The organism is Vreelandella subterranea (assembly GCF_900111305.1).
GTDB lineage: Bacteria > Pseudomonadota > Gammaproteobacteria > Pseudomonadales > Halomonadaceae > Vreelandella > Vreelandella subterranea.
Genome location: NZ_FOGS01000007.1, coordinates 192,880 through 210,224 on the forward strand (window position 1 = coordinate 192,880; position 17,345 = coordinate 210,224).

16 protein-coding genes are annotated in these 17,345 nt (G+C 59.4%); 5 read left to right on the forward strand and 11 right to left on the reverse strand.

The window, feature by feature from the left end:
- Nucleotides 1–165: 165 nt before the first annotated feature.
- From BMX75_RS11875 to BMX75_RS11885, 3 genes are read right to left on the reverse strand one after another with little or no spacing between them, the layout of a single operon-like run.
- Nucleotides 166–1,440, reverse strand: coding sequence for a Y-family DNA polymerase (locus BMX75_RS11875; protein WP_092828198.1), 1,275 nt, complete (start codon nucleotides 1,438–1,440; stop codon nucleotides 166–168).
- Complete coding sequence (locus BMX75_RS11880) at nucleotides 1,437–1,886, reverse strand: LexA family protein (protein WP_092828200.1); 450 nt, start codon at nucleotides 1,884–1,886, stop codon at nucleotides 1,437–1,439. The genes BMX75_RS11875 and BMX75_RS11880 overlap by 4 nt, the downstream gene beginning before the upstream one ends.
- Nucleotides 1,883–2,116 carry a DUF1654 domain-containing protein gene (locus BMX75_RS11885; RefSeq protein ID WP_092828202.1) on the reverse strand — a complete coding sequence of 78 codons (234 nt, stop codon included), beginning with the start codon at nucleotides 2,114–2,116 and terminating at the stop codon, nucleotides 1,883–1,885. The genes BMX75_RS11880 and BMX75_RS11885 overlap by 4 nt, the downstream gene beginning before the upstream one ends.
- Before the next feature lie 132 nt (nucleotides 2,117–2,248).
- Here BMX75_RS11885 and BMX75_RS11890 point away from each other — a divergent pair, with 132 nt between their 5' ends.
- Entirely contained in the window at nucleotides 2,249–2,905 is a 657-nt protein-coding gene (locus tag BMX75_RS11890) for an SOS response-associated peptidase (protein ID WP_092828277.1), read from the forward strand.
- 68 nt (nucleotides 2,906–2,973) lie between these two features.
- Here the strand turns inward: BMX75_RS11890 and BMX75_RS11895 are convergent, their stop codons facing one another.
- Nucleotides 2,974–3,348 (reverse strand): hypothetical protein, encoded by a 375-nt coding sequence (locus tag BMX75_RS11895; RefSeq protein ID WP_092828204.1) that lies wholly within the window; start codon nucleotides 3,346–3,348, stop codon nucleotides 2,974–2,976.
- Between the two features lie 448 nt (nucleotides 3,349–3,796).
- Here BMX75_RS11895 and BMX75_RS11900 point away from each other — a divergent pair, with 448 nt between their 5' ends.
- From BMX75_RS11900 to trpC, 3 genes are read left to right on the forward strand one after another with little or no spacing between them, the layout of a single operon-like run.
- Nucleotides 3,797–4,387 carry an anthranilate synthase component II gene (locus BMX75_RS11900; RefSeq protein WP_092828206.1) on the forward strand — a complete coding sequence of 197 codons (591 nt, stop codon included), beginning with the start codon at nucleotides 3,797–3,799 and terminating at the stop codon, nucleotides 4,385–4,387.
- Nucleotides 4,388–4,422: 35 nt separating this feature from the next.
- A complete protein-coding gene (gene trpD / locus BMX75_RS11905) occupies nucleotides 4,423–5,442 on the forward strand; it encodes an anthranilate phosphoribosyltransferase (RefSeq protein ID WP_066322133.1) in 1,020 nt (339 codons plus the stop codon).
- Between the two features lie 40 nt (nucleotides 5,443–5,482).
- Nucleotides 5,483–6,286, forward strand: a complete 804-nt coding sequence (trpC, locus tag BMX75_RS11910) for an indole-3-glycerol phosphate synthase TrpC (RefSeq protein WP_092828208.1) — start codon at nucleotides 5,483–5,485, stop codon at nucleotides 6,284–6,286.
- Here the strand turns inward: trpC and BMX75_RS11915 are convergent.
- From BMX75_RS11915 to BMX75_RS11940, 6 genes are all read right to left on the reverse strand, one after another.
- A complete protein-coding gene (locus tag BMX75_RS11915; RefSeq protein ID WP_092828210.1) occupies nucleotides 6,283–9,426 on the reverse strand; it encodes an efflux RND transporter permease subunit in 3,144 nt (1,047 codons plus the stop codon). The genes trpC and BMX75_RS11915 overlap by 4 nt on opposite strands.
- A 9-nt stretch (nucleotides 9,427–9,435) precedes the next feature.
- Nucleotides 9,436–10,452: an efflux RND transporter periplasmic adaptor subunit gene (locus tag BMX75_RS11920; protein ID WP_245748520.1), complete on the reverse strand. Its 1,017-nt coding sequence runs from the start codon at nucleotides 10,450–10,452 to the stop codon at nucleotides 9,436–9,438.
- Nucleotides 10,453–10,592: 140 nt separating this feature from the next.
- Entirely contained in the window at nucleotides 10,593–13,691 is a 3,099-nt protein-coding gene (ydiJ, locus tag BMX75_RS11925; protein ID WP_092828214.1) for a D-2-hydroxyglutarate dehydrogenase YdiJ, read from the reverse strand.
- 89 nt (nucleotides 13,692–13,780) lie between these two features.
- Complete coding sequence (locus BMX75_RS11930) at nucleotides 13,781–14,371, reverse strand: DUF4202 domain-containing protein (protein ID WP_092828216.1); 591 nt, start codon at nucleotides 14,369–14,371, stop codon at nucleotides 13,781–13,783.
- Nucleotides 14,372–14,521: 150 nt separating this feature from the next.
- Nucleotides 14,522–14,800 carry a type II toxin-antitoxin system RelE/ParE family toxin gene (locus BMX75_RS11935; RefSeq protein ID WP_092828218.1) on the reverse strand — a complete coding sequence of 93 codons (279 nt, stop codon included), beginning with the start codon at nucleotides 14,798–14,800 and terminating at the stop codon, nucleotides 14,522–14,524.
- On the reverse strand, nucleotides 14,797–15,081 hold the full coding sequence (locus tag BMX75_RS11940) for a type II toxin-antitoxin system RelB/DinJ family antitoxin (protein WP_092828220.1): 285 nt from the start codon (nucleotides 15,079–15,081) through the stop codon (nucleotides 14,797–14,799). Before BMX75_RS11940 ends, BMX75_RS11935 begins: the two co-directional genes overlap by 4 nt.
- Before the next feature lie 190 nt (nucleotides 15,082–15,271).
- On the opposite strand from BMX75_RS11940, the gene serS reads away from it, so the two are divergent.
- Entirely contained in the window at nucleotides 15,272–16,549 is a 1,278-nt protein-coding gene (gene serS / locus BMX75_RS11945; RefSeq protein ID WP_092828222.1) for a serine--tRNA ligase, read from the forward strand.
- Here serS and BMX75_RS11950 read toward each other — a convergent pair.
- Nucleotides 16,494–17,327, reverse strand: coding sequence for an SIMPL domain-containing protein (locus BMX75_RS11950; RefSeq protein WP_092828224.1), 834 nt, complete (start codon nucleotides 17,325–17,327; stop codon nucleotides 16,494–16,496). The two genes, serS and BMX75_RS11950, sit on opposite strands and share 56 nt — an antisense overlap.
- Nucleotides 17,328–17,345 lie beyond the last annotated feature (18 nt).

The window sequence follows — 17,345 nt, forward strand, 5'->3', positions numbered from 1 at the left end:
TATTTCTTACAACGCGTGGCGGTGATCTCCTACATCCGCAACGCTATCAACGCGCTACGATGAAAGTGTGGCGCCAGGAACGCCGCTATAAGCATGTCGGATGCGTCACGTCAGGGAAGAAAGCAAGACTTTGAAGGGAGTCAGGACGGCCAGGGACGGCCACCCTTATGTGTTGACCACCGCCAGCTCATCCCAGCGCGTTGTATAGCGCGGGGTGCGGTGCTGGCAACGCAACTCCCATGCATTTCCTTGCCTCGCCATGCCGAGCCTCACGGTGTTTTTACCGTGTTCTCGGTTCAGCTTATCCATTGCAGCCATCAGCTTTTTATTCCTTTCACGCTTTTCATCGCTCTGCGGCTCAGCAAGCAACCCCAACTGCTCGTTATCATGGTCGCACAGGTCCATGAGCATTACGCCACACTTTTGGTACCAGATTCCCGCTTTGAAAATCCGCTCCAAACCTGCGGTCGCAGCTTTGATCAGGTCGCGACTGTCGTTAGTGGGGTGGGGCAGCGGTATAACCAGGCTTTTGCTGTAACTCGGCAGGTCATCACGAAAGCGATTCGTCCGCACGAATACCATCAGAGCCTGAGCGAGCCCCCTTTGTTTCCTCAGCTTCTCACCGGCGCGCGAGGCATGCACGCGCACAGCTTCTTGCAGATCGGTTTTGTTCTGGGTGAGTCGCCCAAATGAGCGACTGACCATGATCTGCTGCTTGGGCTGCGTCATGTCGTCAAGCGGGATGCAGTCGACGCCACGCAACTCCCAGACGATCCGTTCCATCACCACAGAAAAGTGTTTGCGCAGGTGCTTGGGTGAAGCTACCCGCAGCTGCCAGGCCGTCTCGATGCCGAGCGTGTGCAGTCGCGCCGCGCTTCGGCCCGCAACGCCCCAGATTTCTGTCACCGGCAGCCGCTCGAGGAACGCCCGGGTATCGTCGCTATCCGGCTGCATGATGGCTACGCCATTGAAGTGGGCTTCCTTCTTAGCTCGGTGGTTCGCGATCTTCGCCAGCGTCTTGCTTGTACTCAGGCCGACGCTAACCGGGATGCCGGTATCACGCCTCACCTGATGGCGCATTGCCTGGCAACGTTCCTCGAGCGTGACCGGCTCGAACCCTTCAAACGATAGGAAGGATTCATCGATCGAATAGACGTCCACGTGCGGGGTGTGCTGACCGAGCACGTCTGTCACGCGGCGGCTCATGTCGCCATACAGCGCGTAGTTGCTGGACAGCAAAACACACTGGCGGCGAATGTGAGGGTCGATCTGATGCGCCGGTGCGCCCATGGCCACGCCCAACGCTTTGATCTCAGCCGACCGGGCCACTACGCAGCCGTCATTGTTCGACATCACCCCAACCGGTTTGCCTTCCAGACGCGGATCAAACACCCGCTCGCAGCTGACGTAGAAGTTGTTGCAGTCGACCAGGGCGATCATACGGCGAACCCAGGGGCCAGCGAGTGGATGTTGTGGGTGACGACACCCCACACCTGGCACTCTCGGCCCTCAAGTGGCATTGGCCGGAACTCAGGGTTTGCGGCAATCAGGTAGGGCCGGTTACCGATCGTGCCGAGTTTCTTGCACGTGAGCTCACCGTCGACACTCATGATCACAATATGCCCGTTCTTCGGCTCGATTGAACGATCGACAATCAGCAGGTCACCATCGTAGATCCCGACGCCTTCCATTGATGTGCCTTTGCCGCGCAGGAAATACGTCGCGCTTGGGTGCTGCACCAGATGCTCGACAAGATCTAGTTCCGCTTCCAGGTAGTCATCGGCAGGGGAAGGAAAGCCGGTGCGAACCTCACCCGCGGCAAGCGGCAGCTTCAACGGCGGGGCGGTGAGGTCAACACGCCCCATCACAGAGAGTTCAAAGCTCATGACATGGACTCCTCAGGATTCCAGCGAAGGCGCACATGCTCGCCTGAATCGTCGAGTGGAATCATGGTCACGTTCTCAACGGTACCCAGCTCATCCAGCATTCGTGCCCAATCCTCGGCGCTTTCGTCCTCCTGGCGTTGGATCTCGGCACAGTGCTCAGACTGCGCCTTGGGGCTACCGATGACACGCTGCACGCGCTGGCCAAGCTGCTGATAGGTTTTCTCAGACATGAGTGCCTCCTTAAATAACTGTTGATATGTACAGTATTTGAGGCGAACGATAAGCGATGAATAACGTTGACTGCAAGCGAGGATCGCTAAGTGGCTGTTCCACCGTCCCGGTTATCAGCTATCTTTCAGATCATGTGTGGACGATTCGCTTTTTTCAGCCCGATACCCAAGCTGGCCAATAAGGTCGGCGCGACTGTGCCTGAACACGCATCAGGGCCGCGCTATAACGTGGCTCCTGGTACATGGATAACGGCGGTACGTCAGGAGGAAGACGACTCAGCGCCGCTATTCGATACGATGTGGTGGGGCTATCGCCCGAGGTGGGCCAAGGGCTCGGGCAACCAGCCCATCAACGCCCGGGTCGAAACAGTGGCCACCAATGGCTATTTCAAAGGTGCATTTGCTCGGCACCGCTGCCTGATCCCCGCGGACGGCTGGTATGAGTGGGTCAAGAACACGTCACCGAAGCAACCGCATTTCATCTGTCGAGCCGATCGAGAGCCGCTTTTCTTCGCCGGCATCTTCGCCGAGCGTGACGACGGAAGCCTGGGCTGCGCGGTTCTCACAGAACCGGCCAGGGGCAGTGCCGCTGACGTGCACGACCGGATGCCGCTGATACTTGATGATGACAGCCTGACGCATTGGTTGGCACCTGACATCACCGATCGGGAAACCATACGCCGCCTGGTGGGGCATATCGATGCGGATCTGATCAAGCACTGGGCGGTGAGTACCGCAGTGAATAATCCGAGCGAAGGGCAGGGGGAGGAGCTGATTAATCCGGTCTAATATGCATGATCTGGTTCTAAAGTGATACCAAGGTTCAAACCTGCTATTCCATAGACTGGATAACAGCACTATAGGTTTTTCAGTAGGTCATCTGCCGCCTGGCGATACCTGCTCATCTGCTCGACTGTGAAGTCGGGCTCTCCATATTCGCTGGTTCTCAAGCAAAAAGTTTGAGCATCGATATATTCAGAAAATAAGGGGGATAGTTTGAGCGCCTTTTTTTTGCTCAGCCTTGCTATGGCTCGGTGTATGTCTTCTTCGGTGGGTGCCTGCCAGCCTACGTAGTCTCTTTTATTATCAAGGGCTGCATATAGCTTCTCTTTGATGGGAACTAATGCATGGTAATTGCGGTTATCCTTTTCCTGCTTTCTACCCAGAATATGGCCAACAAAAAGGCCTGCTCCAGTCATTGCTAGGCTTGTCCAACTCAATATATCAGCCATAAATGCTCATCTGATAAGGCAACCGAGTCAGCATACCATTAGTTACGAAATTGAAGTAAGTGAAGGTGTGTCCAGATTGTGCCACATGGCTGCGCTGGAATGTGTATAACTGCCTGCAGTTGAGAATATTGGTCATTTGGTACACACAGCACCCAGCGTGATTATCATTTAAACTCAGCGATCTATGCGAACCGCTTGGTTAATGTATAGGTCTTGAAAACCGGAGCATTTGACCCCCTCTCCAGCGCATTTGATAAACGGTGCTCCCGCCTAGTGTCAGCCTCTAACCACCAGATACCGTTGATCCTCATTGCCATAGCTTCAGAATCATCTCGGCGTTACAATCAAGTTATGCAATGCAGTGTGTGGCAAGTGACAGTCGACCTGGGTAAGGAGCTGGGTAACAAATGAGTCATTGCGATTATAGTTACTGAGGTTTCAATAAGTTATGGCTCAAAAAGTACTTATGCTGGACAATTATGACAGCTTCACGTTTAACATCGTCCAGTACCTGGTCGAGCTGGGCGCTGATGTCGTGACCTACCGTAATGACGAGATCACCATCGAGCAGATGGCGGCACTCGCTCCAACGCATCTGGTCATCTCACCAGGCCCCTGTACGCCCAACGAGGCGGGGATTTCCCTGTCGGCCATTGAACATTTTGCTGGCACACTGCCGGTATTGGGGGTGTGTCTGGGGCATCAGGCCATTGGCCAGGTCTATGGCGGCCATGTGGTGCGCGCCCCTGAGGTCATGCATGGCAAGACCTCAGCGGTGGAGCATGATAACCAAGGGGTGTTTGCCGGTCTGGAAAATCCGCTGGAAGTGACCCGTTATCATTCGCTGGTGGTGGACAAACAACATCTGCCCGACTGCCTGGAGATAACCGCCTTGACCGCGGATGACGACGTGACGCCAGGCGTTATCATGGGCCTGCGCCACCGGGAGCTCGATGTTGAAGGCGTCCAGTTTCATCCAGAATCCATCCTTACCCGTCAAGGTCATGCGCTACTGGCCAACTTTTTACAACGCGGCTGATCGCCGGTAATACAGCTTTAGGGGCTTTCCTGTTCATGCAAATGCGAGACGCAATTAACGCGGTGATGCGCCGCGAAGACCTCTCTTTCGATGCCATGCACGCGCTGATGCGCCAGATCATGACCGGTGAAGCGTCCGATGCCCAGATTGGCGGTCTGCTGGTGGGGCTCGCCATGAAAGGCGAGAGCGCTGTCGAAATCAGTGCTGCCGCCCAGGTGATGCGGGACCTGATGAAGCGGGTTGAACTGGATGTCGACAACATCGTGGATATCGTCGGCACCGGCGGTGATGGCGCCAACCTGTTCAACGTGTCTACCGCCGCCAGCTTTGTCGCTGCTGCCGCTGGCGCTCATGTGGCCAAGCACGGCAACCGCAGCGTGTCATCGTCGTCTGGCAGTGCCGATCTCTTCGACGTGGCGGACATTTACCTCGACCTAAAGCCTGAGCAGGTTGCCCGCTGTATCGAGCAAGTGGGGGTCGGGTTCATGTTTGCCCCCAATCACCACCCGGCGATGCGCCATGCCATCGGCCCGCGCCGTGAAATGGGCGTACGTACGCTGTTTAATATCCTCGGACCGTTGACCAACCCGGCCAGCGCGCCCAATCAAGTGCTGGGTGTCTATGCGCCGTCGTTGGTGCCGCTGATGGCAGAAGTGCTTAAGAAACTCGGCAGCCGCCACGTGCTGGTGGTGCATTCCGAAGACGGCCTGGATGAAATTTCGCTGGCCGCCCCGACCCAGGTGGCGGAGCTAAAAGACGGCGAGATTACCCAGTACACCATTAATCCCGAGGACTTCGGCATCGAGCGTCAGAGCCTGGCCACCCTCAAGGCCACCAGCGCGGAAGATAGCTTGCGGCTGGTAAAAGCGGCACTGAGTGGTGAGGATGCGGCGGCGGACATGGTCGCGTTGAATGCTGGCGCGGCGCTGTATTGCGCGGGCGTGGCGGATAGCTTGAAAGAAGGCGTGATGTTGGCCCAGGATGCCCAGGCCTCCAAGTTACCGCTTGAAAAGCTTAAAGAATTGTCCCACTTCACCAGCGTTTTTAAGCAGTAGGCCCTTAAACAAGGTAAGTTTTAAACAAGAAGAGACCCTCATGACTCAACAGGCAACGCCGACTATTTTAACGCGCATTCTGGACCGCAAGGACCAGGAAGTGACCGAGCGCCGCCAGGCCGTCTCGGAAGCCGACCTGCTGGCGCTGGCTGAAAAGCAGAGCGCCCCCCGGGGCTTTATCGATGCGCTTGACCGACGCATTGCCGCTGGCGACCCGGCCATCATCGCTGAAATCAAAAAAGCCTCGCCTTCCAGAGGGGTGATTCGTGAGGCGTTTCATCCGTCGGATATCGCCAAAAGCTACGCCCAGAGCGGTGCAGCGTGCCTATCGGTTCTCACCGATGCCGATTTTTTCCAGGGCCACGAAGATTATTTGATTGCCGCGCGGGATGCCTGTTCGCTGCCGGTGATTCGCAAGGATTTCATTACCCACGGCTACCAGGTTTCCGAGGCGCGCGCCATCGGCGCGGACTGTATTCTATTGATTGTGGCCGCCCTCGACGACGCCCAGCTACGCGATCTGAACCAGCAAGCCGTCGCTCTGGGGATGGACGTGTTGGTAGAAGTCCACGATGCCGAGGAACTGACGCGTTCCATGGCGTTGGATCTCAAGCTGATTGGTATTAACAACCGCAACCTGCATACCTTCGAGACCAGTTTGAACACCACGCTGGAACTGCTGCCGGGTATTCCACAGGGGGTTACGGTGATCACCGAATCGGGCATCCATACCCGGGACGACGTGGAGTTGATGCGTGATCACGAAATTAACGGCTTTCTGGTAGGTGAGGTCTTCATGCGTGAAGCCGACCCAGGTGACGCCCTCAGTCGGCTGTTTTTCTAGCCCTGCCGAGGCTTCGTCCGCCAGCTCAGCACCGCCACGGTCAGCGCGGGCAGGAAGGTCACGGTGACGATGGCCGTGCCGAGCAGCCCGAACAGCACAATGGCACCGACACCGCGGTAAAGCTCGGTGCCTTCGCCGGGTAAAAAGACCAGTGGCGAGAGCCCGCACAGGGTGGTGAGCGTGGTCATGGCAATGGGTCGCAAACGGCTTTCCACCGCATTGAAGACGGCATCGCGCACGCCCATGGACGTCTCGCGCAGGTTGGTGCGTGCCTGATGGACGACCAGTATCGGATTGTTGACCACGGTGCCCATCAGTATCAGGAAGCCCAGCATGGTGATCATGTCAAACGGCTGGCTGATGGCATTCAGACCAACGCGGGGCAGCACCGCGCCCACGGTATTCATCAGCCATAGTCCGACGATGCCACCGGCCGCGCCGAGGGGGATGGTCGCCAGAATCAGCAGCGGGTAGCCCCAGTGGCTGAAAATCGCCACCAGCAACAGATAGACAATCGCCAGCGCGATCAGGCCATTACCGGTTAGCGCCTGGCGGGTGGCGTCCAGTTGATCTCCGGCACCTGTTACCGTCACGTCAATATCGTTCGGCAGCTCCCCTGCGTCGCGCATTGGCGCGATCACCTCGCGCTGCATCCGTTCAATGCCCGCTTCGAGCGCCACGCTGCGCGGTGGGATCACGTCCAGGGTCACGTTACGTCGGCCATCGACCCGACGGATGGTGGCGGTGCCCACGGTTTCTTCAATAGTGGCTACGTCACTGAGCGGCACGTTGAAGCCGGTCGGGGTATGAAGCGGCAGGCTGGCCAGTTGGTCGAGTTCAATGTCACCGGCGTCGGGACCATAGCCGTAAAGGTCGATTTTCTCATCGTCTAGATAGAAATCATCCAGATAGGCGCCGTTGGTCAGCACGGCAATCGCGGTACCCAGCGCGCCTGTGTCAAAGCCTAGCTCTGCGGCGCGTGCCCAGTCAGGGTGGATTTCGATCAGCGGCTGGCCGAGGTCGAGCGCCGAGGGGCGCGACTGAATGCGCGGGTTGTCGAAGGTCGCCTCCGCGCGTTCATAGAGGCGGTTGGCCGTAGCGTAAAGCGTTTCCAGGTCACTGCCCGCAATATCCAGGGTGATGCTGCGCGTGCCCCCATCGTTGCTGGAAATGATCGAACCGCGAGCGGCAAAGGCGCGCATATCCGGGTAGGCCTCGTAGCGCTCGGTCAGCGCGTCCATCAGCGCTTCAATATGATGAGGGGCGATGGTCTCGGCAATAATACGCAGGCTCTGCGCTTCGGCCTGAATGCCCATGGTGCGGATCGGTGGAACGTCGGTGTCGCCGCGCTCAAAGGCGGCCGGGTCGGCACCCACATGGGGTTCGAGTTCACGCTGCAGGGTTTGCGCGATTTCGTCCATGGTAGCGAGGTTGTAACTGGCGGGGGCATTCATGCTGGCAAAGGTCTTGGCTTCTTCGCCCTCGGGCAGATATTCCGCCGGGGGTGTCAGCCAGACAAAAATCGCCACGCCGCCGACGACACCCAGCACGATGGCAGCCAGCCGCCGCCCGGCGCTCTGGATCATGTTATCCACCACCCAGAGGCAGGCGCTCATCCATCGCGGGCGCGTTGTGTCGCTATTTTCGCGTCCGCGAAAATCGATATGCGCCCCCAGGGTGGGAATAACGGTAATCGCGACGATCATCGAGACCAGGATCGAGGTGGAGATGGCCACGGCGATATCGGAGTAGAGTTGCCCGGCCTCCTGCTCGATGAAGAAGATCGGCACAAATACCAGAATGGTCGTCAGCGTTGAGGCGAGCACCGCCGACCAGACCTGTTTGACCCCCTCAAGCGCCGCCTGAAAACGTGCCAGCCCGCGGCGGCGCTGGGTTTCGATGCTTTCGAGCACCACAATGGTGTTATCGATGGTCATGCCGATGGCAAAGGCGACCCCGGCCAGGGAAATCACGTTCAGGGTGCGTCCTGCCAGTAGCAGGCCCAGAAACGCCGCAATGGTACAGATGGGGATGCCGATAACACCGGCAAAGGTGGCCCGCGCTGAACGTAGAAAGGCATACATTACCAGGGTGGCGAACAGCGCCCCCAGGCCGAGATTGACCCAGACATTGGCAATCGATGACTCCACGTAGCGTACGTCGTCGCTGGAGAGGGTGATCTGCATGCCCTGTTCGGCCAGCAGGCCCTCGTTCAGCGCCGCGACTTCTTCGAGCATGTCACGCTTGATATCGATCACGTTGGCGCCTGGCTCTCGGCGGACCTGGACGCTGAGCACCGGCTCCCCAGCGGCGTTATACGATCGTGACGTGAGTTCAGCGTAGGATTGCTGTACGTCAGCGACATCACCGAGGCGAATGATTTCATCGCCCTGGCGCCTGAGGATCAGCGCTTCAAGGCTTTGCACGTCTTCAAAGCGCCCCACGGTGCGCAGCAAATAACGACGCTTGCCACTTTCCAGGTTACCGCCGGATACATCCTGGTTGCGTTCTTCCAGCGCGCTTTGAATATCGCTGATACTCAGATTGCGGGCGGCGAGGGCGTCCGGGTCGAGCAGCAGTTGCATCTGGCGTTCGGCACCGCCGGACACGTTGACTTCCGACACCCCGTTGACGCCTTCCATGCGCGGGCGCAGGTTATCTTCCAGATAATCACGCATGGCGGGCATATCGAGCTGGCGAGGGTTGCCTTCGCGTGGGCCGACATTGAAATACATGAAGGCGTTGGCCGAAAACGAGTTGGCGACGATGCGCGGCTGGTCGACGTTGTTGGGGTAGGCGGGCACCTGGCTGAGGGCATTATTGACCCGGATCAGGGTTTCAGTGAGGTCGACGCCAAAGGGAAATTCCAGCTCGACTTCGGCGCTGCCACTGCTGGCGGTGGACTCCATGCGCTGCAGGTTGGGCACGTTACGCAGGTATTCTTCCTGCTCGATGAGGATATCTTTTTCGATGTCCTGCGGGTTGGCGCCCGCCCACTGGGTCTCGACGCCAATCACCCGGGTTTCCAGGTCGGGAATCATCTGCACGGGGATCCGCCAGATGGCAGCGATGCCCACAATCAACAGAATCAGCGTGACCACGCTGACCAGAATACCGTGGCGGATAATGGCGGCAAACATGCGTGGGCGTTACTCCTCGTCGTCGCTCAGGGTCAGTACCTGATCCTGTTCGAGGCGTTCATTACCCACCACGATCACCCGGTCGCCGACCTCGACACCTTCATGAACGGCAACATCGCCCTCAAAGCCGCTGCCGATGTCGACGCGCTGCTCAACGGCACGCCACTCGTCGTCCTGCTGACGGGCCAGCCAGACACTGACGCTGCCATCCGGGCGGCGGATCAATGCATCGCGGGGAACGCTGGGGCCGGGCTCTCCCTCGATTCGCAGGCGACCCTCAACGGCCATGCCGGGCAGCAGTGCGAGTGCGTCGCCGGGGTCAGCGCGCAGCAGGAATTGGCGGCCGCTGGTGTCCTGAGGTACCTGTGCCTGGGGCTGGACAGCATACCACTGGTCGTCGCCTTCCAAACGCATCTCGAGGGTGGCGTTGTCCATTTGCGCGTAGGCAGAGAAGGGCACCGGGAAATCAACCGTCAAGGCGTCGACATCAACCAGTGTCATCAAGGTGTCGCCGGGGGAGACCCACTCGCCGAGTTGAATGTCCCGCTGGGTGATCAGCGCATCAAACGGCGCCGTTATCGCGTGGCGGGTGATGCGTAGCGCCCAAAGCGCGAGCTCGGCCTGCTGAGCGGTCAGGGTCGCCTCGGCGGCGGCCAGAGCGGTTTGCCGCTGACGCTGTTCGCTGGCCGCTATATTCCGCTGTGCTGCCAGCTGATTGGCTTCGTTCAAGCGTCGCTGGGCGTCATCGCGCTGGGCACGGGCCTGGTCAACATTGGCCTGGGTACGTTGGCGTTCAAGTTCAGCCTCTCGGCTATCCAGGGTCAACAAGCGCTCACCCTGGCGGACCCGCGCTCCCAGGTCCACGTGTAACGTGCTTACCAGGCCTGACTCGGCGCTTGAGAGCTGCGACGTGCGTGGAGCGCTGACGCTACCGTTCAAACGGAGCATCTCGATACGCGGGGTGGTCTCGGCGCGCTGGGTTTCCACCCGTGCTTGCTGAGCCGTGGCCGCGCCTCCTGTGGTCATCAGCAAGGTCAGTGCCGCTGCACATGCCTTGACTGTTTGGCCGATAGGCCGAAATCGTCGCAAGGTAGCCCACCATTGAACTCGACTAATGCGCCAGCATGCCATAATAGAACGGTCTGCTGGCGTTGGTCAGATCAACGTTATCCGCGTTTGAGGGCGCTCAGCAGCGCTTGAAGGGGGTGCTCGAGCGTTTTGGCGGAATAGCGCTTTACCTGGCTGCGGCAGGAGTATCCGGTGGCCAGGAGCTTGCCTGCGTTTTCATCGGCGTCTACCTGGGGTTGCCAGGACTGAGCGTAAATGGTTCTGGAGGTGGCAGTATTACGGGTTTCATGGCCGTAGGTGCCGGACATGCCGCAGCACCCGGTGCTGATCAGCTCTAGCTCCAACCCAAAAGCGGCAAACACCTGTTGCCATGCCTTGGGGCTACCCGGCGCATTGGTGCTTTCGGTGCAATGTGAAAGCAGCTTGAAGCCCGGATCACTCACCTCCAGCGGGCGGGTCGCCAGGGTGTTGAGCCGGGTGGCCAGCCATTCCTGCAGCATCAGCACTTCCGGCACGGCTTCATTGCCCAGCGCTTTGACATACTCCTGGCGATAGGTGAGGGTCATCGCCGGGTCGATACCCACCAGGGGAATATCAAAGTGCACCAGTGTGCGCAGCCGCTCGGCCTGTTTCTGCGCCGTGCGCTCAAACGCCCCCAGAAAACCCTGCACATGCAGCGGTTTGCCGTTGGCCGAATAAGGCATCACGAAGACCTGCAGGTTGAGGCGTGACAACAGCTCGACAATATCCATCACCAGCTTGGCTTCAAAGTGGCTGGTAAACGCATCCTGGACGATGATCACGCTGTTGGCGCGCTGCTGTTCCGTGAGCAGGGCCAGTGAGGTCGGCGTGGCTTCCGCCACGCCCCAGGCACGCAGCTTTTTCTTCAGGCTGGCGCGAGAAAGCGCGGGTGAGTCGCTGATGCCGATGCCTTCGCGCATCAGCTGCTCGACCCAGCGCTGGCCAATCACGGCGTTATACAGCGGCGCCGCCTTGGCAAAGGCAGGCAGCATCCATTCGGTACCGCCGATGACGTAGTCACGCAGCGGGCGCAGGTAGCGGCCGTGGTAGACCTCCAGAAACTGCGAGCGGAACTGCGGCACGTTGACCTTGACGGGGCACTGCCCCGCGCAGGATTTGCAGGCCAGGCAACCGGCCATGGCGTCATAAACCTGGTGAGAATAGTCGTGATGCTGCTTGCGGCTCAGCGTGTTGACCACCCGCCGCGGGAAGTGCTTGATAAAGCCCCAGCCGCCCTCGGCTTTGTTCTGGCGCGACTCCTCCACCACGTCGATTCCTGCCTGGGACTGCAGGCGCAGCCATTCGCGTATCAGGCTGGCACGGCCTTTGGGCGAGTGGCGGCGATCGCGGGTGGCCTTCCAGGACGGGCACATGGGGTCATCGACATCGTAGTTGTAGCAGGCGCCATTGCCGTTGCAGTAGACCGCGGCGTCGTAGGCCTGCCAGGCCCGCTCGTCGATGGTGCGGTCAAGCTGGCCGCGCATTGGCACGCCGTCAATGGCGAGCAGCTCCGGGTCGTGCTCCCGGGCAATCAGCTCGCCCTTGTCCGAGGGCGAGGCAATCTTGCCGGGGTTGAGTTGGTTATAGGGATCAAAGGCGGCCTTGACCCGCTGCAGGCTGGGATAGAGCTTGCCGAAAAACTTGGGGCCGTACTCGGAGCGTATGCCCTTGCCATGCTCACCCCATAGAAGCCCCCCGTATTTCTGGGTAAGGGCGACCACCTCGTCGGAAATCTCCCGAATCAGCGCCTCCTGAGCCGGGTCTTTCATATCCAGCGAGGGGCGAACGTGGAGCACCCCGGCATCCACGTGGCCAAACATGCCGTAGGCGAGCCCCCGGGCATCCAGTGCGCCGCGAAACTCGGCAATATAATCAGCCAGGTGCTCCGGCGGCACGGCGGTGTCTTCCACAAACGGCAGCGGGCGCTTCTCGCCCTGCACGTTGCCCAATAGCCCCACCGAGCGCTTGCGCATGCCGTAGACGGTCTGGATCTGCCCGCGGCCTTCGGCCAGGGTATAGCCCAGCCGCTCGACGCTGGCATCGTGGCGCAAATGCTCGGTGAATGCGCGAACCCGCCGGGCCAGCGCATCGGGGTCGTCGTCGTTGAACTCGACCAGGTTAATGCCGCGAATGGCGGTGTCCCCGGCCGGGAAAAACTCGGCCACGCTGCTCCAGACGAAGTCGTCCATGGCGAGTTGCAGCACGGTGTCGTCGATGGTTTCGATGGACGTGGGGCGAGCACTTGATCCCATCAGCGCCTTGGCATCCCGCAGAGCCTCCATAAAACCGGCGTAGCGAACGTTCACTAACGTCGAGTGCTTGGGAATCGGCAGGACATTCAATACGGCTTCGTTCAGAAACCCAAGCGAGCCTTCCGACCCGCACAGCAGGCTGTTGAGGTTGAGCTGGCCGTCCTGCTCCCGCAGGTGAGCCAGGTCGTAGCCGGTCAGGCAGCGATTGAGCGGGGGAAAGGTGGTCTCGATCAGTTCGCGCTGCTGGTCGATAATCTCGGCGGCGGTGGAATGGACCCGGCCGAGGATGCCATCTTGCTGGCATTCCGCGGTTTCTTCTTCAACGCTCAGCGGGCGGCTGTGCAAGTGCTTCCCCCCCAGCAACACCGTGTCGAGCTCGAGCACATGGTCGCGGGTCTTGCCGTACTCGCAGCTGCCCTGGCCGCTGGCATCGGTGGATATCATGCCGCCGATCGTCGCGCGGTTGGAGGTCGACAGCTCTGGCGCGAAAAACAGTCCGTGAGGCTTGAGTGCCGCGTTGAGCTGGTCTTTGACCACGCCTGCCTGGACGCGCACCCGGCGATTCTCCACGTCGATCTCGATAATCCGGTTCATGTGGCGGGAAACATCCACCACGATGCCATCGGTCAGCGACTGGCCGTTGGTGCCGGTGCCGCCGCCCCGGGGCGTGAGCACGATATCGCGATGGGGGACTTCGCCCGCCAGCTTGGCCAGCCGCTCCAGGTCTTCGGCGTGCCTGGGAAAGACCGCGGCCTGGGGCAGGCGCTGGTAAATCGAGTTATCTGTGGCCAGTACCGTGCGGTTGGCGTAATCCGGCGCGATCTCGCCTTCAAAACCGCGCGTTTTCAGCGCCTCGAGAAAGCGCACATAGTGAGTGCCCAGGCGTTCGAGGGGTGCGGTACGCGAATCCAGAGATGCAATCATAATTGAGCAAGCCGTCACTGCTGAAAGCGGATGAAGAGAAGGCGACTACTTTACCGCAGTGGCCGACGGCCTGCACCTGGGCGGCGGCGTTATGCCTCGCCCAGTGCTTCCTTGACGAGCGCGGTGGATGATTCGGACATGGGCAGCGCCAACGCCAGCTCGTGGGCCCGCGGGGACATTTTACGCCAGGTCATCTGCACAATGCGCACCATATGGTCGTGCTCGACCTTGCGCGAGAAATCGGCGAAGTAGTTTTCCAGGAACACCAGGCAGGCGCAGTCTTCCAGCGCCTGCACCTCAGGATCACGCCCCAGACCTTTCTTGCCGATCATTGCCGCGACGCGTTTGGCGTCCTCGGCGCTGTACCCGGCTTCCTCCATCAGCTGGGCCGTGGTCTCGCCTGCACGCTTGCCCTGGTCGCGCCGCCAGGTCAAATAGCCCACCCGGCCTTTGTCGTAGTCTTCCCGGGGCACCTGCCAGCGCTGCAAATGCTGGGCCCGCACTGCCAACTGCAACAACTCGCCGGGCGAATCGTATACGTGCTCAAGCCACTTGCTCATGCGCTGGGCATAAGCCAGCTCCTGGGGCATGGTGGTGCCATCGTCAAGCGTCGTGGAGCGCGGGTCCTGGGCATGCAGCGCATCAATGGCATCTAGTGTTTGTTCAAAAGCGGTAGGCATGGTGTTGGAACTCGGCAAGAAATGGGCGATGAAATTTCAATCATCATCAGGTTGCCGAGAAACGTTGAGAATCTCAACTTCTAAAGGTAGGTGAACTGAGGGGAGCCGGGTAGTGAGTGAACCGTTTCCAGGTGTACAGTTACGAAAAAATCAGTCGCTTGGAAACTTCTGCTTTTGGTGAAGTACCCGCATGATATGAATCGAGGAATGATCGACCCAGTAGGAAATAATCATCGAAATCTCCGGGATGATAAGCAATCTGCCTGGAATGCCATCCCGCTGGACACCCATCAATGGCTGATCAAGTAGGCTCTCAGCTTTCGCTTCAATGATATCGTCGGTTTTCTCAGCGACGGCAGGATTGACGTCGTAAAGAAATTCGAAGATCTTCCCGCGGTCATTCAGAGCCTCTTCTTCCCACAAGATCATTTGTTTGCCCGACCCCGAATGTTGGCCTTGCGTTCAGCCATTTGTGCCTTTGCACTTTCGTGATCAATAAAGGAAGCCTTGCCATCATCGAGCTTCTCGAAGGCTAGATTTATTTGCTGGGTTAACCATGCATCGTGAGATAACGCCTTGCGTTGCTGCTCGGCCAATTGCTCGGTGAATTCGCGGCAGGCATCACTTAATGTACGGCCCTGGCTCTCAGCCATTTGCTGGCTCAAGCGTTTTGTCTCTTCATCAACCCGAAACTGTATTCTGGTTTCCATGGTGACTGCCCATCCTGTTTGTGTGTGTACAAATGTTAGCACAAAAGACTTAACATGACGCGGGCTATTCCCTTTTCAAGTTCCTCTCCTAGGCACCCATAGCCCCCGCACGCGCTTTTGCCTACAATAGTTGCCTTTGTTGTCGGCGTTTTGCGCCGTGGTTTACTGAATTCAGGCCAAGGGATACCTCATGCTCGATCCGAAACTGCTGCGCGGTGATCTTGATGCGCTGGCGCAACAACTGGCCCGCCGGGGCTTTGTGTTGGATAAACAGGGACTGCAGGCGCTGGAATCGCGCCGTCGCGAGCTGCAAACCCAGACGGAGCAACTGCAGAACGAGCGCAACACCCGTTCCAAGGCGATTGGCAAGGCCAAGGCCAACGGCGAGGATATTCAACCGCTGCTGGACGAGGTCAGTGACCTGGGCGAGCGCCTGGACGCCGCGAAGCAGCAACTGGCGGCGGTTCAGGCCGAGTGGGACGATGCGGTCAGCGGGATTCCCAATATCCCCCATGACAGCGTGCCGGAAGGCAAAAGCGAAGACGATAACGTCGAGCTGCACCGTTGGGGCACGCCTCGCGCCTTTGATTTCGAGGTGCTGGATCACGTCGATCTGGGCAAGCAGTCAGGCTATCTCGATTTTGATTTGGCTTCCAAGATCACCGGCGCACGCTTTGCAGTGATGCGCGGGCCGGTAGCGCGCCTGCATCGCGCACTGGCGCAGTTCATGCTGGACACCCAAACCGAACAGCACGGCTACGAAGAGTGTTATGTGCCCTACATGGTCAACCGGGAGTCGCTGGTTGGTACCGGTCAGTTGCCCAAGTTTGGCGAGGACCTGTTCCGCCTGGACGATGAGCGTGACTATCACCTGATTCCCACCTCGGAAGTGCCGCTGACCAACTTTGTGCGCGATGAGATCGTCGACCAGGCGGCGCTGCCCATGAAGCTCACCGCGCATACGCCTTGCTTCCGGTCTGAGGCAGGTTCACATGGGCGCGATACCCGTGGCATGATTCGCCAGCACCAGTTCGACAAGGTCGAGATGGTGCAGATTGTCGAGCCGGAACACAGCTACCAGGCGCTGGAGGACATGCGCGGCCATGCGGAGGCGATCCTGCAGGCGCTCGAGCTGCCGTATCGCGTGGTGACGCTATGCACCGGTGACATGGGCTTTGGCGCGGCCAAGACCTACGACCTGGAAGTATGGCTGCCCAGCCAGGAGACCTACCGCGAGATTTCCTCGGTGTCCAACTGCGAGGATTTCCAGGCGCGGCGCATGCAGGCGCGCTTCCGTCATCCGGATGCGAAAAAGCCTCAATTGTTGCATACCTTGAACGGCTCGGGGCTGGCGGTCGGGCGCTGCCTGCTGGCGGTGCTTGAAAACCACCAGCAGGCGGATGGCTCGGTGGTTATTCCTGAGCCGCTACGTCGCTATCTGGGCGGGCGGGAGCGTCTGGTCCTTTAAGGGCCCATTCCACGTTAACGCCTGCTTCTATGCGGATGGTCCCGGGGCGATATTCGCTGCTGGGGCTATGGCCGGTATCGGCACTGGTGCTGCTCTCTGCCCGCATTGACATCATGCGGGGTTGGAAGATGGGCGACTGGGTTTCTTCGATGTGCTGAACATGACCGAGGTCGGTATCCAGCGTATCGGCCATTAGCTCGGCCTTGTGCCGGGCTTTCTCCAGGGCCTTGACCAGCGCTTCGTCGGTGGCGGCGTCACGGTCCTGCAGGTCGAATTGCACGCCGTCCAGGGCGTTCACGCCTGCATCCATCAAGGCGTCCAGCACGTCACCAAGCTGTCCGATATCCGTCAGTTCGACGGTGACCGGGCGTTCGAGCCGCGTGCGCTGCAGCGTTTCACCCTCACCATTACTGCCACGCGGACCTGATACCTGCTCAGGGTAAATATTCAAGGAGCCAGCGCTGATCGCATCGCGCTCGAGGCCGCTATCTTCCATCGTGTTTATCAGCTCGCTGGCGCGGCGCTCAAGCCGCTCCCTCGCTGCGGTCAATTCGTCGCTGTCGGTGTCTTCGAGGCTTGATAGCGCGGGTGTCTTTTCCCATAAGCGGGCACTGAGGGTGGCTTTGTCAGGCGCGACCTCAACAAAGGACTGAGCTTGGACATGCAAGCTCGGCGGTGTGGGGGCTGCCTGGGCCATCGGAATGCTGATCAGGGTAAGCAGTGCACTGACGGCGAGGCTTTGGCGCAATGGTGTTTTAGAGGGCAAGCGAAATTTCATGGGCAACATCCCTATAAA